Origin of the sequence: Pararhizobium sp. PWRC1-1 (genome assembly GCF_049897905.1) — a bacterium.
In the GTDB taxonomy this organism is placed as follows: Bacteria; Pseudomonadota; Alphaproteobacteria; order Rhizobiales; family Rhizobiaceae; genus Pararhizobium.
This window is the reverse complement of the sequence record NZ_JAFCXE010000005.1, coordinates 1-26,153: the sequence shown is the minus strand read 5'-3', so window position 1 is coordinate 26,153 and position 26,153 is coordinate 1. Positions and strand designations below refer to the sequence as shown.

Here is a 26,153-nt window from a genome sequence, read left to right as displayed (position 1 = left end):
GCCGTAATGCCGCCTTCTTTATTAATTCATACGGAATATTAGAGGAAAAAATTCCAATTTGGGTCTTTGGATTCAATGTCTTGGCAGCCCGTTCCTCCACGCTGGAGGGAATTTGCTGGCGGCGCAGGCCGCATGCCTCTTGATCGCCGCTACGCCAGTGTGCATAAGCCCGCGAATAGCAACAGAGGCCGGCCCTCCACAAGCCCGAATGAGGACACGATGTCAGACTTCAAACCGCTCGTCTTTTCCGGCGTCCAGCCCACCGGCAATCTCCACCTCGGCAATTATCTCGGCGCGATCCGCAAGTTCGTGGCGCTGCAGGAAAACAACGACTGCATCTATTGCGTCGTCGATCTTCACTCGCTGACCGCACAGCTCGTTCATGAGGATTTGCGCAACCAGATACGCTCCATCGCTGCCGCCTTCATCGCCGCCGGCATCGATCCGAAGAAGCACATCGTCTTCAACCAGTCCGCCGTGCCTCAGCATGCCGAGCTTGCCTGGATCTTCAACTGCGTCGCCCGCATCGGCTGGATGGAGCGCATGACTCAGTTCAAGGACAAGTCCGGCGGCAAGAACGCCGAGCAGGTCTCGCTCGGCCTGCTTGCCTATCCGAGCCTGATGGCTGCCGACATCCTCGTCTACCGCGGTACCCATGTGCCTGTCGGCGACGACCAGAAGCAGCATCTGGAACTCGCCCGCGATATCGCCCAGAAATTCAACATCGACTTCGGCGATCATATCCGCAGGACCGATTACGGTGTTGACATCAAGGTCGGCGATGAGCCGGTGCATGCCTATTTCCCGATGGTCGAGCCGCTGATCGGTGGTCCGGCGCCGCGTGTCATGTCGCTGCGTGATGGCACCAAGAAGATGTCGAAGTCGGATGCCTCGGACCTGTCGCGCATCAACCTGATGGACGATGCCGAGACGATCTCCAAGAAGATCCGCAAGGCAAAGACCGATCCGGATGCCTTGCCGAGTGAGGTCGATGGCCTGAAGGGCCGCCCGGAAGCCGATAATCTCGTTGGCATCTACGCAGCCCTATCCGACAAGACCAAGGCTGAGGTGCTTCAGGAGTTCGGCGGCCAGCAGTTCTCGGTCTTCAAGCCGGCTCTGGTCGATCTTGCGGTCACTGTTCTTGCCCCGATCTCGGGCGAAATGCGCCGCCTGATGGATGACACCACCCATATCGACGGCATCCTGCGTGATGGCGGCGAGCGCGCCCGGGCACGGGCGGAAGTGACGATGAAACAGGTCCGGGAAATCGTCGGCTTTCTGCAATAAATCGCCGCAAAAGAAACCTTGCAGCCAAAAATATCGGGTGTAAGAGTCGCCTCATGGTTTCAACACGACTCTCAAGACTGGAAGGTCATCGCCGCAAATTCATGGCGGTGATCGACGATACCCCGGAATGCGGCCGCGCCGTCCACTATGCCGGTATGCGCGCCAAAAACTCCAATGGTGGTCTTGTTCTGCTCTATGTCATTGCCGACGCCGACTTCCAGCAGTGGCTGGGTGTCGAGGGTATCATGCGGGCGGAAGCCCGGGCTGAAGCTGAGGCAACGCTTGCCAAGATCGCCCAGACGGTGCGCGAAAAGATCGGGATCGAGCCGGAAATGGTCATCCGTGAAGGTGGCGCAACGGATCAGATCTACAGCTTGATCGAGGAAGATCGCGATATCGCCATCCTGGTGCTGGCCGCCGGTTCCGCCAAGGATGGACCTGGGCCACTGGTTTCTTCGATCGCCGGCAAAACCGCTGCATTCCCGATCCCGGTGACGGTCATACCGGATTTGCTGACGGACGAGGAAATCGACGCGCTGAGCTGAGCCCTGCTATTAATGGCAGGATCAACGGAATTGATCCTCGGGCGGCCGAAACGCTGGCCCGCGCATCTTGAAGCTGTTGAACAAACAGCTTATATTCTTTTGAATAATTCTAAACAGGCTGGTTGAACGCGATCCCGGCCGACGCGGAGCAGAGACATGTTCATCCAGACCGAAGCCACGCCGAACCCCGCCACGCTGAAATTCCTGCCGGGCAAGGTGGTGATGGAAAATGGCACGGCGGAATTCCGCGATGAGGAAGAAGCTGCAGCCGGGTCGGCTCTCGCCGCGCGCCTGTTTATGATTCCCGGCGTGACGGGCGTCTATTTCGGCTATGATTTTATCACGGTCACCAAGGAAGCGCAGGAATGGCAGCACCTGAAGCCTGCCATCCTCGGCTCGATCATGGAGCATTTCATGTCCGGCCAACCGGTCATGGCGGTCCAGACGCGCGCTGAAGAAAGCGACCAGGACGGCGAGTTCTTCGACGAGGGCGACGAGACCATTGTCGCGACCATCAAGGAACTGCTGGAAACCCGAGTTCGTCCGGCCGTGGCCCAGGATGGTGGCGATATCACCTTCAAGGGTTTCCGCGACGGTACCGTCTTCCTCAACATGAAGGGCGCATGCGCCGGCTGCCCGTCCTCGACGGCAACGTTGAAGCACGGCGTGCAGAACCTTTTGCATCATTTCATCCCCGAAGTGCAGGCGGTCGAAGCCGTCTAAGCGAGCGTCCATCCGTGCCGCGACTATCCATCAAGGTTGAAAAAGCATGATCGTCCTGGCCATCGACACGGCTGGGACGGGTTGTTTTGCTGCGGTCTATGACAGCGGCAACGACACGGTTCTGGCTTCTGCCGGCGCCGATATCGGCCGTGGTCATGCCGAGCAGCTGATGGGCTTTATCGATGAGGCACTGGCGGCTGGTGGCATGGTGCTTGCGGATATCGACCGCATCGCTGTCACCGTCGGCCCCGGTTCCTTCACCGGCATCCGTGTCGGTGTCGCCGCAGCCCGCGGTTTTGCGCTGGCACTTGGCGTGCCCGCCGTCGGCGTGACAACACTTGCCGCCATTGCCGAGGCTGCCCGCGAAACGCATCCGGGACGCGCCATATTGGCAACGATCGATGCCAAGCGCGACGAGCTTTATTGCCAGAGTTTTGAAGCTGACGGCGCTGCGCGCAGCGAAGCATTGATGCTGGAAATTCCGGACGCGCAAAGACGATTTTCCGGTTTCGATGGCCTCATCTGCGGCACCGCCACCAGGCATCTGAGGGACCACCCACCGGAAAGCACCGCGCAAACGGACCTGACGGATATCCGTCTCGTCGCACGCCTCGGTGCCGCAGCCGATCCTTCGCGCGGCAAGCCGAGCCCGCTCTATCTGCGGGGTCCCGACGTCAAGTCGCAGGCCGGTTTTGCGGTGGCGCGAGCATAAGATGTCGCTGTCCGACTATTTCGTCCGCAAGCCAGAATTCGAAATATTCGCCCTGGAAACGGCTGACCTGCCGCACGCCGCCGCCATCCACAAATCGCGCTTCACCCATGCCTGGAGCGATGGGGAATTGCATTCGCTGCTGATCCAAGATACCGTTTTCGGCTTCATCGCCCGTCAGAACAACGCCTATACGCGACCATTCATTACGCAACCGCTTGTCGGTGGCTTCGTGCTGTCGCGGGTGGCGGCCGGTGAAGCGGAAATCCTGACGATCGGTATCGATCCACGGTTTTCGCGGCTCGGCCTCGGCTGGCGGTTGATGCGGGCGGCATTGCGCGAGGCACGGGACCAGGCTGCCGAAGCGGTTTTCCTTGAAGTTGACGAGACCAATATTGCCGCCATCGCTCTCTACCGGAAACTCGGCTTTGCCAAGGTCGGCGAGAGACGTGCATATTATCAAGATATTAACGGCGCCAAAACCGGCGCCCTTGTCATGCGCCTCGATCTTGGCTAGCCGTACCCGCCTTGACCCCGACTGATTTGACGCGGACCTGGAAGAGAGACGCGCTTGCGCTGCAATCCCGACCGACCATGCAGAGATCACGATAGACGCGGCGCCTCGCTGCGGACGATGATGCCGTACGCCGGACTGGGAAGCCGTCCGTGATCAATTGGCTGCGTGTTGCGCTCTGCATGACGGTTCTGATTGTGGCCACGCTTGTCATGGCGCCGGTGCAGATCCTCCTCCTCTGGCTGGACAGGCCGCAGCGCCGTACGCTGCCCCGCCTCTGGCACCGGATGGCGTGCCGCCTCGTTGGTATCCGGGTTCGCGTCCATGGTACGCCGGACCGGCAGCGCCCGTTGCTGCTGGTGTCGAACCACGCCAGCTGGAAGGATATCCTTGTTCTCGGTTCGATCGCTGACGTGGTGTTCGTCGCCAAGTCCGACGTCAAGGCCTGGCCGGTCTTTGGCCTTCTGGCACGCTTGCAGGCAACGATCTTCATCGATCGCGATCAGAAGCGCACCACCGGCAATCAGGTCAACGAGATCGGCAAGCGGCTGGCCGATGGCGAGATCGTCGTTCTGTTTCCCGAAGGCACGACATCGGATGGCAACCGGCTGCTGGAGATCAAGACCTCGCTGTTCGGCGCGGCCGCCGCCGCCGTGCCAATGTCGCCAACCGGTGCAGTCCATGTCCAGCCGGTCGCCATCGCCTATACCGGCATTCACGGCATGCCGATGGGCCGCTATCACCGGCCGGTTGCCGCCTGGCCGGGCGACATCGCGCTGGCGCCGCATCTGCTCGGCATCCTCTATGAGGGCGCCGTTGATGTCGATGTCATCTACGGCGAGCAGATCACCTACACGTCGGAGAGCAATCGCAAGGTCGTCAGCCGTCAGGTGGAAAAGAGCATCCGCGAGATGCTGGCCCTCAAGCTGCGTGGCCGTTGAGGCTGTTGGGGCAAGGGAAGGGGCTTCAATTTTGGGCCTCGATGCTCTATGGAACCGGGCATGACACAGGAAATCGCCGTTTTATCCGCAAAGCCTGACATGGCTCTTGAAAGCCCGCCGGTCCGCAAGGTCTTTGTGAAGACCTACGGCTGTCAGATGAACGTCTACGATTCCGACCGGATGACCGACGCGCTGGCCAAGGACGGTTATGTCTCGACCGACGTCATGGAAGACGCCGATCTCGTCCTGTTGAATACCTGTCATATCCGCGAGAAAGCGGCCGAGAAGGTCTACTCGGCGCTTGGGCGGCTGCGTGACCTGAAGAAGAAAAAGGCAGGCGAGGGCCGCGAGATGATGATCGGCGTTGCCGGTTGCGTGGCGCAGGCCGAAGGCGACGAAATCCTGCGCCGGGCGCCCGCCGTCGATCTCGTCATCGGCCCGCAGACCTATCACCGTCTTCCGGAAGCCTTGAAACGCGTCCAGCGCGGCGAGCGGGTGCTGGAAACCGATTATGCCATCGAGGACAAGTTCGAGCACCTGCCAGCGCCCGACAAGGCCAAGACCAAGGCGAGGGGCGTCACAGCCTTCCTCACCGTGCAGGAAGGTTGCGACAAGTTCTGCACCTTCTGCGTCGTTCCCTATACGCGTGGCTCCGAAGTCTCCCGGCCGGTCGCCCAGATCGTTGCCGAAGCCCAGAAGCTGGTCGATGCCGGCGTGCGCGAAATCACCCTGCTTGGCCAGAACGTCAACGCCTGGCACGGCCTTGGCGCCGACGGCGAAAAATGGGGGCTCGGCCAGCTTTTGCATCGCTTGACGCAGATCGAGGGCCTAGCCCGACTGCGCTACACCACCAGCCATCCGCGCGACATGGAAGACAGCCTGATCGAGGCCCATCGCGACCTTAAGCAGCTGATGCCCTATCTGCATCTGCCGATCCAGTCCGGCTCGAACCGCATTCTGAAAGCGATGAACCGGCGGCACACCACGGCCGAGTACATCGCGCTGATCGCCCGCATCAAGGCAGCCCGCCCTGATCTCGCATTGTCTGGCGATTTCATCGTCGGTTTTCCCGGCGAGACCGATGAGGACTTTGAGGATACGTTGCGGCTTGTCGAGACGGTCGGTTATGCACAGGCATTTTCGTTCAAATATTCGACCCGCCCGGGAACGCCCGGCGCCGACCTCGGCGATCAGGTGCCGGAAGACGTCAAAGCCAAGCGATTGGAAAGATTGCAGGCTTTGTTGCTAAAACAGCAAAACGAGTTTGCTCAAGCGTGTATCGGCAAGACCATCGACCTGCTTTTGGAGAAGCCCGGCCGCATGCCGGGACAGTTGATCGGCCGTTCGCCCTGGCTGCAGTCGGTGAATGTTGATGCAAACGCATCGCAAATCGGTGACATTGTTTCTGTACGAATCACTGGTGCGGGCCCTAACAGTCTGTTTGCCGAGGTGGTAAGCTGAGGGACCGCTAACTCAAGGAGCCTGACCGCTTGAACGGACACGAATTGGTTTCATCCTCGCCGCGCCAGTCGAAAACATCCGCGACAGACGTCAATCACTTCGTGCTCACATTTGAGAACAACAGGTTCGCCAGCGAGCTGTTTGGCCAGTTCGACCAGAATCTCAAATTGATCGAACAGCGCCTGCATATCGATGCACGGCCGCGCGGTAATTCCGTCTCGATCTCCGGCGAAGTGGTCGCCACCAATCAGGCCCGCCGGGCGCTCGATTATCTCTACGGGCGCCTGCAGAACGGCAGCACCGTCGAACCCTCCGATGTCGAAGGCGCCATCCGCATGGCCGTCGCCGCCGACGACCAGCTACAGTTGCCGACCATGGAAAAGAAAGCCAAGCTGAACCTCGCGCAGATTTCCACGCGCAAGAAGACCGTCGCGGCCCGCACGCCAACGCAGGACGCCTATATGCGTGCGTTGGAGCGGTCCGAGCTGGTGTTCGGCGTCGGTCCTGCCGGTACCGGCAAGACCTATCTGGCGGTTGCCCATGCGGCTCAGCTTCTCGAACGTGGCGCCGTCGATCGCATCGTGCTGTCTCGCCCCGCCGTTGAGGCCGGTGAACGCCTCGGCTTCCTGCCGGGCGACATGAAGGACAAGGTCGATCCGTATCTGCGGCCGCTCTATGACGCGCTCTACGACATGATGCCCGGCGACAAGGTCGAGCGGGCGATTACCGCCGGTGTCATTGAAATCGCTCCTCTTGCCTTCATGCGCGGACGCACGCTCGCCAATGCCGCCGTCATCCTCGATGAGGCACAGAACACCACAACGATGCAGATGAAGATGTTTCTGACGCGTCTCGGCGAGAACGGCCGGATGATCGTGACGGGTGACCCAAGCCAGGTCGACCTGCCGCGCGGCGTCAAGTCGGGTCTTGTCGAGGCCCTGCAGATCCTCAAAGGGGTCGAAGGTGTATCGGTCGTCCGCTTCAAGGATGTCGACGTTGTCCGCCATCCGATGGTTGCCCGCATCGTTCGTGCCTATGAGGCAACGACGGCCGTGCATGACGAAAGCGAGCAGGGCGACCGCTAAGGCGGAAGCAAGCCAATCATGACGAGCCTAGATATCCAGATCAGCGTCGAGGAAGGCCCATGGCCTTCCGAGGTGGAACTTTTATCGCTCAGCGAGCGCGTCCTTGGCGCGAGCGCCGATTTCCTGAAGCGGGAAGAAAAACAGCCATTTCCAAAAATGCCGCCGGAAGTGTCGCTGGTCTTTACCGACGACGCCTCCATTCGAGAAATCAACGCGGAATGGCGCAGCCAGGACAAGCCGACCAACGTGCTGTCTTTTCCAGCCTTTCCCGTCATCCCGGGCAAGATGCCGGGGCCGATGCTCGGCGATATCATCCTTGCCCATGAGACGCTAGTGCGCGAGGCCGACGATCTCGGCAAGCCTTTTGACGAACACCTGACCCACCTCTTGGTGCATGGATTTCTGCATCTTTTCGGCTATGATCACATCCAGGAGAGTGATGCCGAAAGAATGGAGAGCCTGGAGACTCGCATTTTGGCCGGTCTTGGTTTATCTGATCCCTATGGGGACAGTGATCCCGTTTGATAGTTTGGAACAATGAGCGATTTTAGAGCGCAGCCGGCACCGGTTGCTAGAGACGAGGCGGAAGCCTCCAGTCAGGACGAAGCGGGCAGTAGTAGTACCGCCCCGAAACCTGAGAACGGCAAGTCGGGCTCCTCCTTCTGGAGCCGTGCAGCCCGGATCTGGCGTGCGGGCAATGCCTCCAGCCTTCGTGAAGATCTCACCGATGCGTTGCTGACGGGTGGCGCCGATGGCGATACGGCCTTTACGCCGGCCGAACGCGCCATGCTCAACAATATCCTGCGTTTCCGCGAGGTCCGCGTCGAGGATGTCATGGTTCCGCGCGCGGATATAGAGGCCGTGGATCTCAGCATAACCATCGCTGAATTGATGGTGATCTTCGAGGAATCCGGCCGCTCGCGCATGCCGGTCTACAGTGAAAGCCTCGATGATCCGCGCGGCATGGTCCATATCCGCGACCTGCTCTCCTATGTCACCAAACAGGCCCGCAACAAGCGGCGCAACGGCAGCCGTTCAACCGCGAGCGCAACGGCCAGTACGGCTGAAAAGCCCGAGAAGCCGGTTCGCCAACCCAAGCCGAGTTTCGATCTCGGCCGTATCGATCTGTCGAAGACCGTCGAAGAGGCCGGCATCATCCGCCAGGTCCTGTTCGTGCCGCCGTCCATGCATGCCTCGGACCTGATGCAGCGCATGCAGGCCGCCCGTATTCAGATGGCACTGGTGATCGATGAATATGGCGGCACCGATGGTCTCGCCTCGCTTGAGGATATCGTCGAAATGGTCGTCGGCGATATCGAAGACGAGCATGATGATGAAGAAGTCATGTTCGCCAAGACGTCCGACGATGTGTTCGTGGCTGATGCCCGCGTCGAACTGGAAGAGATCGCCGCAGCCATCGGGCCGGATTTCGATGTGCGCGAGCAGCTGGAGGATGTCGATACGTTGGGTGGTCTGGTCTTTGCAGCACTCGGCCGCATTCCCGCCCGTGGCGAAGTGGTCCAGGCGATCCCCGGTTTCGAGTTCCAGGTTCTGGATGCTGATCCGCGCCGTGTGAAGCGCGTGCGGATCGTTCGAAAGCGTCCACCGGCTCGCCGCCGTCCGGCAAAGGGCGAAGAGGATGTGCCTTTCGAGGCAACACCAACCGTCGAGCCGGAAAAATCACTGCGCGAAACCGGCTAAGTCCCACGCTCCGGGGCTAAAACGCCGTTTCCGGGCACGACAAGCAGCTGCTTTTTTGGAACACTGCCGCCACGTTGATTCGGATTGACGGTTTTTGCGCGTTTTTATTTGCCGCGCGAATGACCGGGTGGCGGCTTGTGCCGATTGGGGGAAATGAATGGAGTGGCTTGCGGGCAGGATCATGCTGTTGTCGGGAGCCCGCCGTGCTCTTGCCGCCTTCGTCGCCGGTTTGATCGCCGTTTTCGCTTTGCCGCCCTTCGGCATTTTCGCGGCACCCTTCCTCTCTTTTCCCGTTCTCGTCTGGCTGATCGATGGCGCATCGGGCAACCCCGACCATGGCGTGCTCAGGCGTAGCTTTCCGGCGTTCTGGATCGGCTGGTGTTTTGGCTTCGGCTATTTCCTTGGCGGCCTGTGGTGGCTGGGCAACGCGCTCCTTGTCGAGGCCGATGATTTTGCCTGGGCCGTGCCGCTGGCAGTGATCGGCGTCCCGGCATTCCTCGCGTTCTTCTATGCGTTCGCAACGGCAATCGCCCGCATCATCTGGTCCGACGGCTTGGGCCGGATTGCAGCGCTTGCCTTTGCTTTCGCTCTGTTTGAATGGCTTCGCAGCTTCGTTCTGACCGGCTTTCCGTGGAACGCGATCGGCTATGCGGCCATGCCGGTTCCGCTGATGATGCAGTCGGCTTCGCTCATCGGCCTTGGCGGCGTAACGCTGCTGGCCGTTTTCGTCTTCGCGGCCCCGGCGTTGATCGGCACGCGCAAGGGCATGCGGTTCGGGCTCAGCGTCGCTGTGCTGCTGGTCGCCACCCATTTCGGATATGGATATTATCGCCTTGGTGAGCCTTTGCCGCCGCCGGCCGATCCAGCGGTTACATTTCGCCTTGTCCAGCCGCTGATCGATCAATCGAAGAAACTCGATGACAATGAGCGGATGGCGATTTTTGAAGAACATCTCAAGCTGACGCAGGCGCCAGCTGAAAATGGTGGCAAGCGGCCCGATGTCATCGTCTGGCCGGAAACCGCTGTACCGTTCATTTTGACGGAAAATCCGGATGCGTTGCTACGGATTTCGGACGTGCTCCAGGACGGCCAGATCCTGATCGCCGGTGCTGTCCGGGCCGAGGATGCTGGTGCTGGCCAGCCGCCGCGCTACTACAATTCGATTTATGTCATTGACGATCGCGGCCAGATCGTTGGCGCGTCCGACAAGGTGCATCTTGTTCCTTTCGGAGAGTATCTGCCGTTGGAGAGCCTGCTGTCGGCAGCGGGCCTGGATACGGTCGCCATGCCCGGCGGCTTCTCGGCCGCAGCGACGCGTTCGCTGCTGACATTGCCGGGCGGAAAGACACTTTACCCGCTGATTTGCTACGAGGCGATCTTTCCGGCCGAAATTGGCAATGATGCGCTTCAAACCAATGCGCTGCTCAATCTGACCAATGACGCATGGTTCGGCAATACGCCCGGACCCTACCAGCATTTCCAGCAGGCCCAGCTTCGGTCCGTGGAAATGGGCTTGCCGTTGATCCGGGATGCCAACACCGGTGTTTCTGCTGTCGTCAACGCGCGCGGTGAAGTTGTGACTGGATTTCCGTTCGGCACACAGGGCTTTGTAGACACACTTTTGCCGGGAAAGCTTGCTTTGCTAATGGACCCACGTGAGCAACAGCGGAATGGGATGCTACTCGCGTGTCTTTTTCTCGGATTTGCCGTTATTTCCCGTGCAAGTTTTATTCTGCGAGAGAATTGACCAAAAACCCCTAAAATTGCATAGTGGTTCTCACCATCGATCTTCACCTATGTTCAGAGGGTTTCCGCCCGGCTGCACAACGTAACGTGTAGTCTGCTCTCGGCAAGTGTCCAGGTTATGGAGCAACTGAAACTTCGCTTATTAGGAAACCGTTATGATAGAGAACAAAAAGAAGCCGAACCCGATCGACATTCATGTCGGCAGCCGGATTCGCCTTCGTCGCACCATGCTGGGCATGAGCCAGGAAAAGCTCGGAGAGAGCCTCGGCATCACCTTCCAGCAGATCCAGAAATACGAAAAAGGCACGAACCGTGTCGGCGCCAGCCGCCTTCAGAACATTTCAAGCATCTTGAATGTTCCGGTCTCCTTCTTTTTCGAAGATGCACCGGGCGACTCGACAACCGGTCCGTCTGGCATGGCAGAAGCGTCAAGCTCAAATTACGTGGTCGACTTCCTGTCGTCCTCGGAAGGCCTTCAGCTCAACCGCGCATTCGTCAAGATCAGTGATCCTAAGGTGCGCCGCAAGCTTGTAGACCTGGTGAAGGCTTTGGCAGCCGAGGCAGAGGCCGAATAAGGCAGCCGCGGGCGGAAACAAAAAAAGCGGCCGGATAGGCCGCTTTTTTTATGCCATCACACGTTCGCTGCGGCCGGGAAGCGGGAGAGTATCCCACGCGGAATGCGGCTTTAAAGCACCAAAACACGAGAAATCATCACTGCATTGCTCATATAAAGATATATTTATGTCCTTGTGTGCTTGTCAATTCGTGGCAAAATCACTAACACGTTTGAAGCAGTTTTTTCTTTGAGGGGACTTCCCGCATGCGCGCTAACTACCTGTTTACGAGTGAATCCGTGGCAGAAGGTCATCCGGACAAGGTTTGTGACCGGATTTCCGATGAAATTGTCGATCTTGTGTATCGCGAAGCTGCCAAAACAGGCATTGACCCCTGGGGGGTTCGCATCGCCTGCGAAACGCTGGCAACCACCAACCGCGTTATCATCGCCGGTGAAGTCCGGGTGCCGGACACCCTTCTGAAGAAGGACAAGGACGGCAACGTCCTGAAAGACGCCGCCGGTCATCCGGTTATCAATCCTGCGAAGTTCAAGGCCGCCGCCCGCAAGGCGATCCGTGAAATCGGTTACGAGCAGGCCGGCTTCCACTGGAAGACCGCCAAGATCGATGTGCTCTTGCATCCCCAGTCGGCCGATATCGCCCAGGGCGTTGACAATGCTTCAGACAAGCAGGGCGACGAAGGTGCCGGCGACCAGGGCATCATGTTCGGTTACGCCTGCAAGGAAACCGCGGAACTGATGCCGGCGCCGATCTACTATTCGCACCGCATCCTTGATCTTCTGGCCACGGCTCGCAAGAAGGGCGTCGGCGAAGCTGGCCGTCTTGGTCCTGACGCCAAGAGCCAGGTTACCGTACGTTATGTCGACGGCAAGCCGTCGGAAGTGACCTCGATCGTCCTGTCGACCCAGCATCTCGACGAAAGCTGGGATTCGGCCAAGGTTCGCAGCGTTGTCGAGCCCTATATCCGCGAAGCGCTGCATGACATCGACATTGCCGATGACTGCAACTGGTACATCAACCCGACCGGCAAGTTCGTCATCGGCGGCCCGGATGGTGATGCTGGCCTGACCGGCCGCAAGATCATCGTCGATACCTATGGTGGCGCAGCCCCGCATGGCGGCGGCGCGTTCTCCGGCAAGGACACGACCAAGGTCGACCGTTCGGCTGCCTACGCGGCACGCTACCTCGCCAAGAACGTCGTGGCCGCTGGCCTTGCAGACCGTTGCACGATCCAGATCGCCTATGCGATCGGCGTCGCGCAGCCGCTGTCGATCTATGTCGATCTGCATGGCACCGGCAAGGTGACCGAAGACCAGGTCGAAGGCGCGATCCGCAAGACGATGGACCTGTCCCCGTCGGGCATCCGCCGCCACCTGGACCTCAACAAGCCGATCTATGCCAAGACTTCGGCCTATGGCCATTTCGGCCGCAAGGCTGGCCGCGACGGCTCCTTCTCCTGGGAGAAGCTTGATCTGGTCAAGCCGCTCAAGGACGCTTTGAAGGAAGAAGCGCTGAAGGCCGCCTGATCCGGCTCTTTACGGACCTGCCGATAAAACTGTAAAGCGGATGTCTCCTGACGGAGACGTCCGCTTTTATCGTGAAAGACCATTGCCATGACTGACCAGCATCGCAGCCGCTCGACCGAAGCTTTCTTCGGACGCCGCAAGGGCAAGCCCCTGCGCGCGCTGCAGGCAACGCATCTTGATACGGTCCTGCCGTTGTTGCGGCTTGATCTGACATCGTCAGCACCGGCTGATGTAAAGACCCTGTTCAAGCATCCTGTCGGTCGTGTGCGGCTGGAGATCGGCTTTGGTGGTGGGGAGCACTTGATTCACCGCGCGGTCGAAGACTCGTCGACAGGCTTTATCGGCGTCGAGCCCTTCGTCAATTCCATGGCAAAGCTGGTGGGCTATATTGAAGAGCGCGGCGCTGAAAACATCCGCCTGCACGATGATGATGCCACGCAAGTGCTGGATTGGTTGCCGGAAAATTCGATCGACCAGATTGATCTTCTCTATCCGGATCCGTGGCCGAAGCGGAAGCACTGGAAGCGCCGCTTCGTGTCTCCGGTCAATCTTGACCGGTTTGCGCGCGTGCTGAAGCCCGGCGGCATCTTCTGCTTCGCCTCGGATATCGATACCTATGTCAATTGGACGCTGTCGCACTGCCACGATCACGCGGCATTCGAATGGACGGCGGAGAATGCCAGCGATTGGCTGACGCCCTATGCGGGCTGGCCGAGCACGCGCTACGAGGCCAAGGCGCGCCGGGAAGGCCGCAAATCCGCCTATCTGACATTCCGGCGCGTCTAAGCCGGAATGTCACGTCAGCCGTCGCCTAATGCAGGCTAACGGTGCGCAGGTCGTCTTCCGCGGCCTTGAAGAAGGTGCTGGAACGGTTGTCGGTGAGAAGGATCGGCGTGCCGTCGGCGCCGAACAGGGCCCACAGGTCAAGATCAGGGTCCATATTGGGGGCTTCCGGGAAGACGCGGGACACTTCGTCCGAGCGCATCTTGCGGATATAGCCAACTTCACCGGCGCCGAGATGCGCCAGGTCGTTTTTCGACAGATGTGAGCTGACGTGTTTCAATCCCATGAGTCGTACTCCGTGGCTTTGCCGATTTCATCGTCCGGGAGACAATGGAAATCCGCAACACATTGATTTTCCTGTACGAAGTTCGGGGCCATTGGGAGCGGCCAGGTCCTCGGTGCAGCCGGCATGAGCTGCCGGTTATCCTACTCTGGGACCAAAATATTAATTTTCTTTACCATACGGACAGGTTCCGGACGAATGAGGTCGACCGATAGCAAGCCGTTCTTCAGCTCGGCCTTGGAAACCTGCATTCCTTCGGCCAACACGAACATCCGCTGAAACTGACGCGCGGCGATACCACGGTGCAGATAGTCACGTTCACCCGTCTCCGCCTGGCGTCCGCGGATAATCAGCTGATTTTCCTCGGTCGTGACGTCGAGATCGTCTTCCGAAAAACCGGCGACGGCCAAGGTGATTCGCAGGCTGTCGGGCTCGCCCGCCGAATCGTCGCTGCGCACACGCTCAATATTGTAGGGAGGGTAGCCGTCATTGCCCTTGGCGATGCGCTCAAGGGTCTTTTCCATCGCGTCAAAACCGAGCAGAAGTGGGCTCGTAAAGGGCGTGATCCGGGTCATATCTAGTCCTTGCAGCTCAAGCGACTGTTTTGACGGACCTGCGAGGCAGCATCCGCGAGGCTTCAATATGGTAGCTGTGCGTAGCGAGTGCAAGGCGCTTGCGCCCGACCAAGAGGCAAATCATAGTCCCGCTCGCTGATTTGGAGGAGACCCGCATGGCCGTGCGTAGAAAGATTATCATCGATACCGATCCGGGGCAGGACGATGCCGCCGCGATCATGCTGGCGCTCGGCAGCCCTGGCGAACTCGATGTGCTGGGCATTACCGCTGTCGCCGGCAACGTTCCGGTCGCGCTGACCTCCCGTAACGTTCGGGTGATCTGCGAGCTGTGCAATCGCCGCGATGTGAAGGTATATTCCGGCGCCGACAGGCCGCTGGTGCGCCAGTTGGTGACGGCGGAACATGTGCACGGCAAAACCGGTCTTGATGGCCCGGTGGTCGAAGAGCCCACCATGCCGATGCAGACGCAGCATGCCGTCGATTTCATTATTGAGACCCTGCTAACCGAAGAGCCGGGCACCGTTACGCTCTGCACGCTGGGTGCGCTCACCAATATCGCGCTGGCGCTCAACAAGGCGCCGCAAATCGCCCCGCGTGTCCGTGAAATCGTGATGATGGGCGGCGGCTTCTTTGAGGGCGGCAACATCACGCCGGCCGCTGAATTCAATATCTATGTCGATCCGGATGCCGCCGATATCGTCTTCAAGTCCGGCATCCCGATCGTCATGATGCCGCTTGATGTCACCCACCGGGTGCTGACCTACAAGACCCGCGTCGAAAAGATCAAGGCGATCGGCTCGCCCGCCGCCGTTGCCATGGCCGAAATGCTGGAATTCTTCGAGCGCTTCGATATCGAGAAATACGGCTCCGATGGCGGCCCGCTGCATGATCCGACCGTCATTGCCTATCTGCTGCGTCCCGAGTTGTTCAAGGGCCGCGATTGCAATGTCGAGATCGAGACAAAGTCGGAGCTGACCGTCGGGATGACCGTGGTCGACTGGTGGCAGGTCACCGGCCGCAAACACAATGCCAAGGTGATGCGCGAAGTTGATGATCAGGGGTTTTTCGATCTCCTGACGGAGCGGCTGGCGCGTCTCTAGGAGCTGGTAAAACGGCCAATAAAAAAACGGCGCCGCAAGGGCGCCGTTTTTCGAGTTTTGAGAGCATAACTCCCAATCGAGCGTCACATCTAAGGTGTGGTTGTTGTTGTGGGCGTGGTCGTGGGCGTTGTGGTGCCGGTCGCAGGCGTACCCGTTGCCGGGGTGTCCGTTGCTGGCTTGTCGGTCGATGGGGTTTCCACTGCCGGAACGTTGACGTTCACCTCTGTACTGCCACCGCCATTGAGGTTGATAACGCCGGTATACATCAGTATGCCGCCGATGACGACAAGCGCCAGTATGACAGCAACAATCCAACCGGTGTTGCTGCGGCCAGTATTGATAACTGTGGGTCCACGATCAGTCATCTCGAATTCCTCCGCGTTGATAATGCACCCTTAACGCTGAAGGTCGCTAGAAGTTCCACTTGAGGTTGGCAAACGAACTAAGGCGGCGGCTGGCCGTCATTGCCCCCCTGCGCGCCAAACCAAACGGCGCCACCGGGGCGCCGTTTGCATCTCGTCTTGAAGGGTCGAACGCCCAGGACTCAGAACTCTTCCCAGTTGTCTTGGGCGAGAGCCGTGTTGCCTGAAACCTGCGGCACTGCCCTTGGCGACGGAGCGCTGTAGCGGGCCGGAGCCGCCTTCGCAGGGGCGCTGTAGCTGGGCGTAGATGCTCTGGCGGGCGTGCGCATCCGGTCGGCGGTGTTGCGCAGCATGTCAGCCGAAGATTGGCCCTGACGCGCGACATGGAACCGGGAGACGAGCGTGCTCAATGCGCGCGCTTCCTCGTTCAGCGCCATGCTGGCGGCGGTTGTTTCTTCCACCATCGCAGCATTCTGCTGGGTCACCTGGTCCATCTGGTTGACCGCCGTGTTGATCTCCTTCAGGCCGACAGCCTGTTCGGAGGCCGAGCCGGAAATCTGGCGGATCAGGCCGTTGATCTGGACCACTTGGTCGGCGATCTTCTGCAGAGCGCCACCGGCACGGCCGACGAGATCCACACCATCGCGAACCTGGCCGGCCGAGGTGTTGATCAACTGCTTAATCTCCTTGGCGGCATTGGCCGAACGCTGGGCCAGTTCGCGCACTTCCTGGGCAACAACGGCAAATCCCTTACCGGCATCGCCGGCGCGGGCGGCTTCGACACCAGCGTTCAGCGCAAGCAGGTTGGTCTGGAAAGCGATTTCGTCGATGACGCCGATGATGCGGCTGACTTCGCCCGAAGACTGCTCGATGCCCTTCATCGCGGCAATCGCCTTCTGTACCACTTCGCCGGACTGTTCGGCATCGCTGCTGGCGGTCTCGACGGATTTCGCCGCAACCTTGGCATTGTCGGCGCTGGCATTGACCTGCGAGGTCAGCTGATCGAGCGCGGCCGCTGTTTCTTCCAGGCTTGCGGCCTGCTGTTCGGTGCGGTGCGACAGATCGTTGGCGGCATTGCTGATTTCGCTGGTGCCGGTGCCGATGTTGACGACCGAGCTATTCACCGTCTGGATCGTCTCTTCGAGGCTGTCCATGGCGGAGTTGAAGTCGGTCTTCAGCTGGGCATATTCGCCGGGGAAATCGTCGGTAATGCGATAGGCAAGGTCACCAGAGGAAAGCTGCGACAGACCCTTGGCGAGCTTGGCAACAATCTCGCGCTGCGTGGCGTTCGACTGCGCGCGTTCGGCTTCGGACTGATTGCGTTGATGTTCGGAAGACTGGCGCTCCTGCAGCGCCTCCGCTTCCAGCCGCTTGGTATCGGCCAGCCGATGGCGGAAGCCTTCGAGAGCCTTCGCCACGGATCCAGTTTCGTCCGTGCGCTCCTGGCCGGAGATCGGCGCGGTATAGATGCCGCTGCTGAGCTTCGCAACGTCGCTGACGAGGCCCGCAAGCGGCTTCTGAACGAAGCTGCGGACGGAGATGTAGAGCCCGAGAAGAACGGCGCCGAGCACGATCAGGCCGCCGATGATCATCATGTAGGTCTGATCGACGACCGGTGCATTGATGGCACTCTGCGGGACATCGACGAGCACGATCCAGGTGGTGTTCACGTCGGGTAGGCTGAACGGATAGACCACCCGTTCGAAGGTCTCGTTGCCGTCATAGGTCAGGTCATGGATCATGCCCGGCTTTGCGGTGGACAGCGCGTTCTTGACGACATCGGCGCCGATGCCGTCATATTCCTTCATCAGCAGATCCGGGATCGGTGCGACCAGCCATTTGCCGGTCTGCGAGAGCAGCGTCACGCGGCCGGTGCCGAAGGGGCGGATATCCTTGACCTTGTTGGCAAGCGAGGACAGCGAAACATCGACGCCGCTGACGCCGATCAGCTTGCCGTTGGAGAGGACCGGATAGGCGATCGAGGACATAGAGTTGCTGTCGCCGGTCGTCGTCTCGGTGTAAGGAGGCGACATCGCGCCCTTGAGGCTCTTGGCCGCCAGTCCATACCAATCAGCCGGATAGTCGGAATCGAATGTCGAGAAGGCGATACCGGTCTTGCTCTTCGTCCAGTATGGGTTCAGCGTTCCATCCTTGCTGGCGCCGAAATCCTTCTGGCCCGCATAGTCCTTGGATTTGCCGTCGAAGGCATTCGGTTCTTCGGCAAACCAGCTGCCAAACGCGAATGTGTTCTTCTCGACATTGGCCTTCAGCAAATCGACCACGGCCTTGCGGTCGAGATAGCCGCCTTCCTGGCCGCGTCCGATGATACCGGCGGTCGAGCGGGCAGCACCTGCCAGTTCGGCGATGTTGCTGGCAATGTCGGACGCAATGGATTTCGCTTCCGTGCGCGCCTGGTCGAGAACCAGTGTCTCGACGCGGTCCTGCGTCTGGGAGATCAGCACATAGTTGGAAGCAAGAAGTACGAGCGCAATGGTGCCGCCCGTAACCGCTATAAGTTTTGTCGCCAGCGATTTGGCCTGGAACTTTAACATGGGTGTCCCCGCATTGTGAGAGGTCCGCGGGTTTCAAGCCGCGGAATGACGCGATCTTTGGATGGGAGATGCCCCCTCATGGAGCGCCAGATGCCGACCGACATCGTGAGGCCGCCTTTGATCCTGGGAAGGCAGCCTTTGCAGGTTTTTGATAGCGCGATATTTATTAAAATTAGAACAACATTGGAGACTGAAATCCCGCAGTTTCTACGGGATTTCCTCCTCAGTGCCGCGTCGGCGACGTTCCCTGTTCTGATTGCGCAGCAGCGCCCCGGCGGTCGTAACCGTTCAGATTTTAGCGTCGACCTCGGCGGCCAGTGGGATAGCCGGCTGGGCGCCCGGGTTGAGGCAGGCCAGCGAACCGGCAACGGCGGCACGGCGCAGCGCCGCATCGAAATCGATCCCGGCATCGAGGCTGGCGGCGAGATAACCGCAGAAGGTATCGCCGGCGCCGACGGTATCGACCGGTTCGATCTTCAGGCCCTTGGCGCGATGGATATTGCCGCTGCGCACGGCCACGACGCCCTCGGCGCCCAGCGTGACGATGACGGTCTGGCCTGTTTCCCGCGACAGAGCTTGCATGGCGTCTTCGCGCTCGGTCGCCGAAAGCCCCTCGCGCCCGGCAAGCAGCTCGAATTCCGTCTCGTTGGCCACGACGATATCCGCCATCCGGCCAAGCCGTGCGGCATCTGCCGTCAGAGGCGCAATGTTGATGATCGAGGTGATGCCCTTGCTCTTTGCAGCAACGAGCGCCTTTTCGACCGATGCCGGCGGGATTTCGAGCTGCAGCATTAGCGTATCGCCGACGCTCATCGTCTCGACGGCGGTCTGCGCATTGTCAGCGCTGACCGTGCCATTGGCGCTTGCCACCACGACGATGACGTTTTCGCCGTCGCCACCGACCAGAATATGCGCTGTGCCGGTCGGTTCGCTGACGGTCTTCGTCAACGACAGATCGGTGCCCGCCTGTTTCAGGAGGGCCAGCGCGCCATCGGCAAAACTGTCGGATCCGACAGCACCCGCCATGCGGACGCTGGCTCCGGCCCGCCGCGCTGCCAGCGCCTGATTGGCGCCCTTGCCGCCGGCTGCGGTCGAAAAGCTCGTGCCGGTCACGGTCTCGCCGGGCTTGGGCAGGCGTGCGGTGGTGGCGATCAAGTCCATGTTGATGGAGCCGAACACTGTAATCATCTGAAGTGTCTCCCGGGGCATGCGATTTTGCGGGACAGTGCCCGACCGGGTTAGTCCTCGTCAACCACCCGCAGCTTCAATTGCCCGATCCGCGTGTCGAAGGATTTTTGATCCGGCTTGCCGTCTGCCGCCGCACTGGCCGTTTCGAGGTCCAGGGCCTCGATGCGCGTGCCGCGCCGCTTGAGCTTGTCCGATGACACCAGAATATCATCGACATCCTTCTGTGTGGTGAGGAAATGGCCGTGCAGCTTGCGCACCCGGTCGTCGAGCCGGGTCAGGTCCTCCATCAGCCGGATCACCTCGCCCTGGATCAGATGCGCCTGCTCGCGCATCCGGGCATCGCGCAGGATCGACTGGATAACCTGGATCGACAGCATCAAAAGCGACGGCGAGACGATGACGATGCGTGACCGGTGCGCCCTCTGCACGATCCCTTCGAAATGCTCGTGGATCTCGGCAAAGATCGATTCGGAGGGTACGAAGAGGAAGGCGGTGTCCTGGGTTTCCCCGGGGATCAGGTATTTCCCGGAAATATCCCGGATATGCACCTCCATGTCGCGGCGGAACTGCTGTTGCGCCTGGCGGACCATCTCCGGGGTTTCGGCGCTGCGGATGGCGTTCCAGCCCTCGAGTGGAAATTTCGCATCGATCACCAGAACGGGCTGGCCGTTCGGCATGCGGATCGTGCAGTCCGGGCGCGAGCCGTTGGACAGCGTCGTCTGGAAGGCATAGGCCCCCATCGGCAGGCCGTCGGCGATGATGGTTTCCATGCGCGACTGGCCAAAAGCACCGCGCGTCTGCTTGTTGGACAGGATGCTCTGCAGCCCGGCCATGTCCTTGGCCAGCGACTGGATATTGGTCTGTGCCGTGTCGATGACCGCCAGCCGCTCCTGCAGCCGCCGCAGGTTTTCATGCGTCGCCTTCGTCTGCTCGGTGATCGAGGTGCCGAGCCGGTGCGTCATGCCGTCGATCCGCTGGCTGATCGATTGGTTGAGTTCGGATTGGCGGGCACCAAACACATCGGCCATGGCTGCGATACGGCCCTGCATCTCGGTCTGGGCAGTGAGAAGCGCCGTCATGCGCTGCTCGGCATCGAGTGCCGACTGCCGGTCCCTCCGCCTGCCAAGAACCGCCGGGATACCCGCAAAAAGCAGGATGACGACGGCGCCGAACAGGCACATGCCGAGCGTGACCGTATAGGAGCCAAGAATGAAAAGTGGCTGATCGAGCGTGAGAATTGTTGGTTCCATCGGCATAGCGTAGGGGGATTCGAGTTTGCTGACTAGATCAAAACAAGAACATTGGTGAATCGATCGATACAAACTGCTGCATTTGCTGCAAAAATCTTGAAAACGAGAATTCCATCGGCGCGAAAGATCGGTTATGGGAGCCAGATGACCATCAAGCCGCTCATCATTCTTCCCGATCCCGTGCTGCGCCAGCTGTCCAAGCCGGTGGAAACGGTCGATGCCGATGTCCGCCGTCTGGCCGACGACATGCTGGACACGATGTATGATGCGCCAGGCATCGGCCTTGCGGCGATCCAGATCGGTATCCCACGCCAGATGCTGGTGATCGACGTGTCGAAGGACGGCGACGAAAAGCAACCTTTGGTCTTTATCAATCCGAAGATCCTGACCACATCCGACGAGCCGTCCGTCTACGAAGAAGGCTGCCTGTCGATTCCGGACTATTATGCCGAAGTCGAACGGCCAGCGGCCATCACGATCGAATATATCGATCTCGAAGGAAAGAAACTGACGGCCAAGGCCGATGGCCTTCTGGCGACCTGCCTGCAGCACGAGATCGATCATCTGAACGGTGTTCTCTTCATCGACCACATTTCCAAGCTGAAGCGCGAAATGGTGATCCGCAAGTTCACCAAGGCCGCCAAGACCCGCGGCGCCAAGGCGATCTGACGCTTCCATTGAAAATCGTGACCTGCGAGACGATGATATCAGTGATATCATAGTGGAGGTTGCGCATGGGCGATCTGCTTCTTCGTGGAATTGACGATGCATTGAAGGTCGAGCTGCAGGAAAGTGCGCGCCGCAACGGCCGCAGTCTTTCTGACGAGGCCATCGTGCAGATTCGTGCTGCCTTGGAGAGAGAGCAGCGCGGTGCACAGACAGCCGGGCAACGGCTTCGCGCCGTTTTGGGTGAGGCTGAATTTGCGGATGGGGAGTTGCGCGCCATCGATGCATTTCGCAGGCAGTCCGACCGCCTTCCGCCGGACTTCACATGATCGTTCTCGATACCAACGTCATTTCGGAGCTTCGGGGACGGCACCACAGCGAACGCATTCTGCGATGGTTGGACGGCTATGATAGCGAGGTGATCTTTCTGACGGCACTCGCGCTGGGGGAAATTCACTTTGGTATCGCCCTACTGGATCCGAGCGCCCGGCAAGAGAGCCTGCGCCAGACGTTTTTACGCATTGAAAATGAGTTCTCCGGACGAATCCTGAGCTGTTCGCAAACCGCAGCAGGGTTGTACGGGGCCATTGCCGATCAACGTCAGAGGGCGGGAAGAGCGATGGAAACCAAGGACGCCATGATTGCCGCAATCTGCCTGTCGCATGATGCCACGCTGGCGACGCGCAATACAAAAGATTTCGAGGGGCTTGATTTGAAGCTCGTAAACCCGTTTGAAGGGGCCTGATCAGAACGGGGAACCGCGCACCATGCCGCTTCGCATCATCTTCATGGGAACGCCGGAATTTTCAGTTCCGACATTGGCAGTGTTGGCGCAGGCTGGTCACAAGATCGTTGCCGTCTACACCCAGCCGCCGCGTCCGGGCGGACGCCGTGGCCTCGACCTGCAGAAATCGCCGGTGCATCAGGCGGCCGGATTGCTCGGCATCGAGGTGTTGACGCCGGTCAATTTCAAGGATGCGGCAGACCGACAGACGTATCGCGAGCTCGACGCCGATGTTGCCGTTGTCGTAGCGTATGGCCTGCTCTTGCCGGAAGAGATTCTGAGCGGCACAAGGCTTGGCTGCTACAATGGCCACGCATCACTTCTGCCGCGCTGGCGGGGCGCGGCACCGATCCAGCGGGCGATCATGGCCGGCGACCATGAGACCGGCATGATGGTGATGAAGATGGACAAGGGTCTCGACACAGGCGACGTGGCGCTGACCAAGGTGGTCGCCATCGGCAACGAGATGACGGCCGGGGAACTGCATGACAAACTGATGCTGGCCGGTGCTGGCCTGATGAAGGAGGCCATGGACAAGCTCGATGGCGGCGATCTGCCGTTGACGCCGCAGGCCGAACACGGGGTGATCTATGCGGCCAAGATCAGCAAGGCCGAGACGCGGATCGATTTCCGCAAGCCCGCTATTGAGGTCCATAATCACATTCGCGGACTATCGCCCTTTCCGGGCGCCTGGTTCGAATTGGAGATCGGCGGCAAGCCGGAGCGGATCAAGGTTCTGTCTTCGGTGGTGGAAACCGCCGGTGGCCCGACGGGCACCGCGCTGTTCGACGACCTGACGATTGCCTGCGGCGAGGGTTCCGTTCGGTTGACCCGGCTGCAGAAGGCGGGCGGCAAGGTTTTGAGTGCAGAGGATTTCCGGCGCGGCACGCCCATTCCTGCCGGCACAAGGCTGTCCTGATGCCGCGATTTCGCATGCTGATCGAGTATGATGGCTCAAATTACGTCGGCTGGCAGCGCCAGGACAATGGGCCGTCGGTGCAGGGGGCCGTCGAAAAGGCGATCCTGGCGCTGACCCGCGAGCCTGCTTTGATCCGCGGGGCAGGACGCACCGATTCCGGCGTGCATGCAAGGGGGCAGGTGGCGCATGTCGATCTCTCGCGGGCCTGGAAGCCGGAGACATTGCGCAATGCGCTGAATGCCTATCTCGGCCAGGCCGGACAGCAGGTGTCGATCATCGAGACGGCTGAAGTGCCGGATGAATTCGACGCCCGCTTTTCAGCGCTCCGGCGGCATTATCTCTACCGGATCATTTCGCGGCCATCACCCTTGGCCCTGGAAGCCAAGCGTGCCTGGTGGGTGTCGAAACCGCTCGATCACGAAGCCATGCATGCGGCCGCCCAGATGCTGGTCGGCTATCACGATTTTACCACGTTCCGCTCCACCCATTGCCAGGCAAACAGCCCGTGGCGGACGCTTGACCGGCTGGATGTGACGCGGGATGGCGACGTCATCGAAATCCGGGCGACGGCGCAGAGTTTTCTGCACAACCAGATCCGCTCTTTCGCCGGCACGCTGAAAATGGTCGGCGACGGGCGTTGGACGCCGGATGATGTGCGGGCAGCGCTGGAGGCGAAGGATCGCAAGGCCTGCGGTCCCGTTGCGCCGCCGGAGGGGCTTTACTTCATGCAGGTCGATTACTGAAGGGGCGCCGCATAGATCGGCATCAGGCCGAGCAAGGGCGGCAGGGCTTCGCTCAGCATCAGCGACGGCAGGATCAGCAAGGCCGAGATCGCCGAGGCGAGCAGAAGCTGGTTGTTGGTCACTGTCTTCACCAGCTTGAAGATCACCGTGAAATTGGCGAGCAGCAGGATCAGCGACAACAGGTAAGCCAGCCCCTGGCCGCCTGGGATGACCAGCCGTATCGCCAGGGGAACGGCCATCGCGTAGACCGTGGGGACGGCGAGCCAGTTGGTGCTGACGATGATCGCGGCTAGCATGTCGGCATAGCCGAGCGGTTTTGCCAGCACCGCAACCAGCACCAGGGGCACGATCCACATCGTCGCATCGACGAGAAACAGCCTTAAAATGAAGCCAAGTCCTGTCTCGGTTCCTGTCGGCATCTGTTCCAGATAAAACAGACGCCACGCCGCCCAGCCCACCGCCATGGCCGGAAGGCACCAGAGGAAAGCGGCAAACGAGCGCCAGACGCCGATGGCGGTTATGTCGAGCCAGTCGAAGCCGCTCCGGTCTCCCAGGATCAGCAGCCAGACGCCCTTCAGATAGGCCCCGACTTCCTCAATCTGCGGCATGGCCAAACCAGCGGCTGATGAAGGTTTCGTAGATCTGCGTCAGCGTTTCGAGATCGGCGACGGCAACGCGCTCATCGACCATGTGCATGGTCTGGCCGACAAGGCCGAACTCGACCACCGGGCAATAATCCTTGATGAAGCGCGCATCCGACGTGCCGCCGGTGGTCGACAGTTTTGGCTCGCGGCCGGTGACGGCCTCGACGGCGCCCGATAGCGAGGCGATCAGGGCATTGTTGCGGGTGAGGAAGACGTGGCTCGGGCGTTCGCTCCAGACGAGATCGTAGCGGACCGGCGGACGGCCGGGACGAAGCGGGCTTTCCGCGGCGGCGCGATCCAGCCGGGCGATGATCTCTGCCTTCAGGCTGTCGGCTTCCCAGGTGTCGTTGAAACGGATGTTGAAGCTTGCCGAGGCCTTGGCCGGGATGACGTTGACGGCCTTGTTGGCCACGTCGATCGTCGTCACTTCAAGATTGGACGGCTGGAAATTGTCGGTGCCGCCATCGAACGGCGGGTCCATCAGCGCTTGGGTGAGGGACAGGATGCCGCGTACCGGGCTGTCGGCCAGATGCGGATAGGCGGCATGGCCCTGGACGCCGTGCACGGTGATGGTGCCCGATAGCGAGCCGCGCCGGCCGATCTTGATCATGTCGCCAATATGGTCGGGGTTGGTCGGCTCGCCGACCAGGCAGGCATCCCAGCGCTCGCCCTTTGCGGCTGCCCATTCGAGCAGCTTGGTGGTGCCGTTGATCGCGGGGCCTTCTTCGTCGCCGGTGATCAGGAACGAGATCGAGCCCTCTGGCGCGCCATGTTTCTCGACATGGCGGGCGACGGCGGCAGCGAAACAGGCAATGCCGCCCTTCATATCGACGGCGCCGCGGCCATACATTTCGCCATTGGCGATGTCGGCGGAAAACGGACCATGTGTCCAGGCGCTCTCGTCGCCAACCGGCACGACGTCGGTATGGCCGGCAAACATCAGGTGCGGGCCCTCGGTGCCAAGACGGGCATAGAGATTTTCGATATCCGGCGTGCCGTCCTCGGTCGCCGTCACGCGGTCAATGCCAAAGCCAAGCGGCTTCAGCATCGCCGCAAGGGCAGTGAGCGCACCACCTTCGGCGGGGGTCACGGAAGGGCAGCGGATCAGGGCGGAGAGATTGGCGACGGGATCGGTAGCGGTCATCAAGAAAGCCTGTTGTTTCGCGGGGCTTGGTTTAGCCGATCCATGCGGGGCTGTCACGGGGTTACGCTTGGTGTCGAGGTGTCTTTACCCTCCTCTTGAGGGGGAGGGTCGGAGCGAAGCTCCGGGGTGGGGTGAACTGCGGCATGCTCGATTGATTGTCGTGTTCGCGGTGATCACCCCCACCCGCGACTGCGTCGCGACCTCCCCCTCAAGGGGGAGGTGGGTTTTCCTCTTCTCCCCAGCGGGGAGAAGGTGCCCGAAGGGCGGATGAGGGGGCGGTCCGGCATAGAGGGGCAGGCCTTTCATTGCGGTGTTTTCTTAATTTCCCACCTCAGTTTGCCCGGATT

The 26,153-nt window shown here is 60.4% G+C and carries 28 protein-coding genes; 20 read left to right on the top strand and 8 right to left on the bottom strand.

The window, feature by feature from the left end; genetic code table 11:
* Window positions 1–219 precede the first annotated feature (219 nt).
* The 14 genes from trpS to trmB all read left to right on the top strand — a co-directional run bounded on the left by trpS (window position 220) and on the right by trmB (window position 13,599).
* Window positions 220–1,287, top strand: coding sequence for a tryptophan--tRNA ligase (trpS, locus tag ACP7E0_RS09845; protein ID WP_426124599.1), 1,068 nt, complete (start codon window positions 220–222; stop codon window positions 1,285–1,287).
* 53 nt (window positions 1,288–1,340) lie between these two features.
* Complete coding sequence (locus ACP7E0_RS09840) at window positions 1,341–1,832, top strand: universal stress protein (protein ID WP_113313970.1); 492 nt, start codon at window positions 1,341–1,343, stop codon at window positions 1,830–1,832.
* 156 nt (window positions 1,833–1,988) lie between these two features.
* Complete coding sequence (locus ACP7E0_RS09835; protein ID WP_426124596.1) at window positions 1,989–2,555, top strand: NifU family protein; 567 nt, start codon at window positions 1,989–1,991, stop codon at window positions 2,553–2,555.
* A gap of 46 nt (window positions 2,556–2,601) precedes the next feature.
* Window positions 2,602–3,267, top strand: coding sequence for a tRNA (adenosine(37)-N6)-threonylcarbamoyltransferase complex dimerization subunit type 1 TsaB (tsaB, locus tag ACP7E0_RS09830; RefSeq protein ID WP_426124594.1), 666 nt, complete (start codon window positions 2,602–2,604; stop codon window positions 3,265–3,267).
* A 1-nt stretch (window position 3,268) separates the two neighbouring features.
* Complete coding sequence (locus ACP7E0_RS09825) at window positions 3,269–3,781, top strand: GNAT family N-acetyltransferase (protein ID WP_426124592.1); 513 nt, start codon at window positions 3,269–3,271, stop codon at window positions 3,779–3,781.
* 149 nt (window positions 3,782–3,930) lie between these two features.
* A complete protein-coding gene (locus ACP7E0_RS09820; RefSeq protein WP_426124590.1) occupies window positions 3,931–4,719 on the top strand; it encodes a lysophospholipid acyltransferase family protein in 789 nt (262 codons plus the stop codon).
* Between the two features lie 60 nt (window positions 4,720–4,779).
* Window positions 4,780–6,180, top strand: coding sequence for a tRNA (N6-isopentenyl adenosine(37)-C2)-methylthiotransferase MiaB (gene miaB, locus ACP7E0_RS09815; RefSeq protein WP_426124588.1), 1,401 nt, complete (start codon window positions 4,780–4,782; stop codon window positions 6,178–6,180).
* A 29-nt stretch (window positions 6,181–6,209) separates the two neighbouring features.
* On the top strand, window positions 6,210–7,265 hold the full coding sequence (locus ACP7E0_RS09810; protein WP_426124587.1) for a PhoH family protein: 1,056 nt from the start codon (window positions 6,210–6,212) through the stop codon (window positions 7,263–7,265).
* 18 nt (window positions 7,266–7,283) lie between these two features.
* Window positions 7,284–7,790 (top strand): rRNA maturation RNase YbeY, encoded by a 507-nt coding sequence (gene ybeY / locus ACP7E0_RS09805; RefSeq protein ID WP_426124586.1) that lies wholly within the window; start codon window positions 7,284–7,286, stop codon window positions 7,788–7,790.
* A 12-nt stretch (window positions 7,791–7,802) separates the two neighbouring features.
* On the top strand, window positions 7,803–8,966 hold the full coding sequence (locus ACP7E0_RS09800; RefSeq protein WP_426124585.1) for a transporter associated domain-containing protein: 1,164 nt from the start codon (window positions 7,803–7,805) through the stop codon (window positions 8,964–8,966).
* Between the two features lie 157 nt (window positions 8,967–9,123).
* Window positions 9,124–10,713, top strand: coding sequence for an apolipoprotein N-acyltransferase (gene lnt, locus ACP7E0_RS09795; RefSeq protein WP_426124584.1), 1,590 nt, complete (start codon window positions 9,124–9,126; stop codon window positions 10,711–10,713).
* 154 nt (window positions 10,714–10,867) lie between these two features.
* Window positions 10,868–11,287, top strand: coding sequence for a helix-turn-helix domain-containing protein (locus ACP7E0_RS09790; protein WP_426124583.1), 420 nt, complete (start codon window positions 10,868–10,870; stop codon window positions 11,285–11,287).
* 245 nt (window positions 11,288–11,532) lie between these two features.
* Window positions 11,533–12,813: a methionine adenosyltransferase gene (metK, locus tag ACP7E0_RS09785; RefSeq protein ID WP_426124581.1), complete on the top strand. Its 1,281-nt coding sequence runs from the start codon at window positions 11,533–11,535 to the stop codon at window positions 12,811–12,813.
* Window positions 12,814–12,900: 87 nt separating this feature from the next.
* Window positions 12,901–13,599 carry a tRNA (guanine(46)-N(7))-methyltransferase TrmB gene (trmB, locus tag ACP7E0_RS09780; RefSeq protein ID WP_426124579.1) on the top strand — a complete coding sequence of 233 codons (699 nt, stop codon included), beginning with the start codon at window positions 12,901–12,903 and terminating at the stop codon, window positions 13,597–13,599.
* 25 nt (window positions 13,600–13,624) lie between these two features.
* On the opposite strand, the gene ACP7E0_RS09775 is transcribed toward trmB, so the two are convergent.
* The gene (locus tag ACP7E0_RS09775) at window positions 13,625–13,882 is read right to left on the bottom strand and encodes a DUF1150 family protein (RefSeq protein WP_037104558.1); all 258 of its coding nucleotides are present in this window, start codon (window positions 13,880–13,882) and stop codon (window positions 13,625–13,627) included.
* A 140-nt stretch (window positions 13,883–14,022) separates the two neighbouring features.
* Window positions 14,023–14,454: an Hsp20 family protein gene (locus ACP7E0_RS09770; RefSeq protein WP_426124577.1), complete on the bottom strand. Its 432-nt coding sequence runs from the start codon at window positions 14,452–14,454 to the stop codon at window positions 14,023–14,025.
* Between the two features lie 155 nt (window positions 14,455–14,609).
* On the opposite strand from ACP7E0_RS09770, the gene ACP7E0_RS09765 reads away from it, so the two are divergent.
* Entirely contained in the window at window positions 14,610–15,554 is a 945-nt protein-coding gene (locus ACP7E0_RS09765) for a nucleoside hydrolase (protein WP_426124576.1), read from the top strand.
* A gap of 89 nt (window positions 15,555–15,643) precedes the next feature.
* On the opposite strand, the gene ACP7E0_RS09760 is transcribed toward ACP7E0_RS09765, so the two are convergent.
* From ACP7E0_RS09760 to ACP7E0_RS09745, 4 genes are all read right to left on the bottom strand, one after another.
* On the bottom strand, window positions 15,644–15,919 hold the full coding sequence (locus ACP7E0_RS09760; RefSeq protein ID WP_426124575.1) for a hypothetical protein: 276 nt from the start codon (window positions 15,917–15,919) through the stop codon (window positions 15,644–15,646).
* Window positions 15,920–16,098: 179 nt separating this feature from the next.
* On the bottom strand, window positions 16,099–18,468 hold the full coding sequence (locus tag ACP7E0_RS09755) for a methyl-accepting chemotaxis protein (RefSeq protein WP_426124574.1): 2,370 nt from the start codon (window positions 18,466–18,468) through the stop codon (window positions 16,099–16,101).
* A gap of 288 nt (window positions 18,469–18,756) precedes the next feature.
* On the bottom strand, window positions 18,757–19,656 hold the full coding sequence (locus ACP7E0_RS09750) for a ribokinase (RefSeq protein ID WP_426124573.1): 900 nt from the start codon (window positions 19,654–19,656) through the stop codon (window positions 18,757–18,759).
* A 50-nt stretch (window positions 19,657–19,706) separates the two neighbouring features.
* Window positions 19,707–20,906: a DNA recombination protein RmuC gene (locus ACP7E0_RS09745; RefSeq protein WP_426124572.1), complete on the bottom strand. Its 1,200-nt coding sequence runs from the start codon at window positions 20,904–20,906 to the stop codon at window positions 19,707–19,709.
* Between the two features lie 144 nt (window positions 20,907–21,050).
* Here ACP7E0_RS09745 and def point away from each other — a divergent pair, with 144 nt between their 5' ends.
* From def to truA, 5 genes are all read left to right on the top strand, one after another.
* Window positions 21,051–21,575 (top strand): peptide deformylase, encoded by a 525-nt coding sequence (gene def, locus ACP7E0_RS09740; protein ID WP_426124571.1) that lies wholly within the window; start codon window positions 21,051–21,053, stop codon window positions 21,573–21,575.
* A 65-nt stretch (window positions 21,576–21,640) separates the two neighbouring features.
* Window positions 21,641–21,901: a FitA-like ribbon-helix-helix domain-containing protein gene (locus ACP7E0_RS09735; RefSeq protein ID WP_426124570.1), complete on the top strand. Its 261-nt coding sequence runs from the start codon at window positions 21,641–21,643 to the stop codon at window positions 21,899–21,901.
* Window positions 21,898–22,317 (top strand): type II toxin-antitoxin system VapC family toxin, encoded by a 420-nt coding sequence (locus ACP7E0_RS09730; RefSeq protein WP_426124569.1) that lies wholly within the window; start codon window positions 21,898–21,900, stop codon window positions 22,315–22,317. The genes ACP7E0_RS09735 and ACP7E0_RS09730 overlap by 4 nt, the downstream gene beginning before the upstream one ends.
* Window positions 22,318–22,339: 22 nt before the next feature.
* A complete protein-coding gene (gene fmt / locus ACP7E0_RS09725) occupies window positions 22,340–23,275 on the top strand; it encodes a methionyl-tRNA formyltransferase (protein WP_426124567.1) in 936 nt (311 codons plus the stop codon).
* Window positions 23,275–24,018 (top strand): tRNA pseudouridine(38-40) synthase TruA, encoded by a 744-nt coding sequence (gene truA / locus ACP7E0_RS09720; protein WP_426124566.1) that lies wholly within the window; start codon window positions 23,275–23,277, stop codon window positions 24,016–24,018. Before fmt ends, truA begins: the two co-directional genes overlap by 1 nt.
* On the opposite strand, the gene ACP7E0_RS09715 is transcribed toward truA, so the two are convergent.
* Window positions 24,012–24,626 (bottom strand): hypothetical protein, encoded by a 615-nt coding sequence (locus tag ACP7E0_RS09715; RefSeq protein WP_426124564.1) that lies wholly within the window; start codon window positions 24,624–24,626, stop codon window positions 24,012–24,014. The two genes, truA and ACP7E0_RS09715, sit on opposite strands and share 7 nt — an antisense overlap.
* Entirely contained in the window at window positions 24,613–25,806 is a 1,194-nt protein-coding gene (gene dapE / locus ACP7E0_RS09710) for a succinyl-diaminopimelate desuccinylase (protein ID WP_426124562.1), read from the bottom strand. Before dapE ends, ACP7E0_RS09715 begins: the two co-directional genes overlap by 14 nt.
* Between the last annotated feature and the right edge of the window lie 347 nt (window positions 25,807–26,153).

Bases quoted from the DNA above. Each gene is read 5' to 3' on its own strand.
- lnt (WP_426124584.1), top strand. From the start codon at position 9,124: ATGGAGTGGCTTGCGGGCAGGATCATGCTGTTGTCGGGAGCCCGCCGT.
- ACP7E0_RS09825 (WP_426124592.1), top strand. From the start codon at position 3,269: ATGTCGCTGTCCGACTATTTCGTCCGCAAGCCAGAATTCGAAATATTC.
- truA (WP_426124566.1), top strand. From the start codon at position 23,275: ATGCCGCGATTTCGCATGCTGATCGAGTATGATGGCTCAAATTACGTC.
- ACP7E0_RS09755 (WP_426124574.1), bottom strand. From the start codon at position 18,468: ATGTTAAAGTTCCAGGCCAAATCGCTGGCGACAAAACTTATAGCGGTT.
- miaB (WP_426124588.1), top strand. From the start codon at position 4,780: ATGACACAGGAAATCGCCGTTTTATCCGCAAAGCCTGACATGGCTCTT.
- ACP7E0_RS09750 (WP_426124573.1), bottom strand. From the start codon at position 19,656: ATGATTACAGTGTTCGGCTCCATCAACATGGACTTGATCGCCACCACC.
- ACP7E0_RS09730 (WP_426124569.1), top strand. From the start codon at position 21,898: ATGATCGTTCTCGATACCAACGTCATTTCGGAGCTTCGGGGACGGCAC.
- ACP7E0_RS09715 (WP_426124564.1), bottom strand. From the start codon at position 24,626: ATGCCGCAGATTGAGGAAGTCGGGGCCTATCTGAAGGGCGTCTGGCTG.
- dapE (WP_426124562.1), bottom strand. From the start codon at position 25,806: ATGACCGCTACCGATCCCGTCGCCAATCTCTCCGCCCTGATCCGCTGC.
- ACP7E0_RS09745 (WP_426124572.1), bottom strand. From the start codon at position 20,906: ATGGAACCAACAATTCTCACGCTCGATCAGCCACTTTTCATTCTTGGC.
- ACP7E0_RS09760 (WP_426124575.1), bottom strand. From the start codon at position 15,919: ATGACTGATCGTGGACCCACAGTTATCAATACTGGCCGCAGCAACACC.
- trpS (WP_426124599.1), top strand. From the start codon at position 220: ATGTCAGACTTCAAACCGCTCGTCTTTTCCGGCGTCCAGCCCACCGGC.
- ACP7E0_RS09775 (WP_037104558.1), bottom strand. From the start codon at position 13,882: ATGGGATTGAAACACGTCAGCTCACATCTGTCGAAAAACGACCTGGCG.
- ACP7E0_RS09790 (WP_426124583.1), top strand. From the start codon at position 10,868: ATGATAGAGAACAAAAAGAAGCCGAACCCGATCGACATTCATGTCGGC.
- fmt (WP_426124567.1), top strand. From the start codon at position 22,340: ATGCCGCTTCGCATCATCTTCATGGGAACGCCGGAATTTTCAGTTCCG.
- ACP7E0_RS09840 (WP_113313970.1), top strand. From the start codon at position 1,341: ATGGTTTCAACACGACTCTCAAGACTGGAAGGTCATCGCCGCAAATTC.
- ybeY (WP_426124586.1), top strand. From the start codon at position 7,284: ATGACGAGCCTAGATATCCAGATCAGCGTCGAGGAAGGCCCATGGCCT.
- tsaB (WP_426124594.1), top strand. From the start codon at position 2,602: ATGATCGTCCTGGCCATCGACACGGCTGGGACGGGTTGTTTTGCTGCG.
- ACP7E0_RS09800 (WP_426124585.1), top strand. From the start codon at position 7,803: ATGAGCGATTTTAGAGCGCAGCCGGCACCGGTTGCTAGAGACGAGGCG.
- ACP7E0_RS09735 (WP_426124570.1), top strand. From the start codon at position 21,641: ATGGGCGATCTGCTTCTTCGTGGAATTGACGATGCATTGAAGGTCGAG.
- ACP7E0_RS09770 (WP_426124577.1), bottom strand. From the start codon at position 14,454: ATGACCCGGATCACGCCCTTTACGAGCCCACTTCTGCTCGGTTTTGAC.
- trmB (WP_426124579.1), top strand. From the start codon at position 12,901: ATGACTGACCAGCATCGCAGCCGCTCGACCGAAGCTTTCTTCGGACGC.
- metK (WP_426124581.1), top strand. From the start codon at position 11,533: ATGCGCGCTAACTACCTGTTTACGAGTGAATCCGTGGCAGAAGGTCAT.
- ACP7E0_RS09835 (WP_426124596.1), top strand. From the start codon at position 1,989: ATGTTCATCCAGACCGAAGCCACGCCGAACCCCGCCACGCTGAAATTC.
- def (WP_426124571.1), top strand. From the start codon at position 21,051: ATGACCATCAAGCCGCTCATCATTCTTCCCGATCCCGTGCTGCGCCAG.
- ACP7E0_RS09765 (WP_426124576.1), top strand. From the start codon at position 14,610: ATGGCCGTGCGTAGAAAGATTATCATCGATACCGATCCGGGGCAGGAC.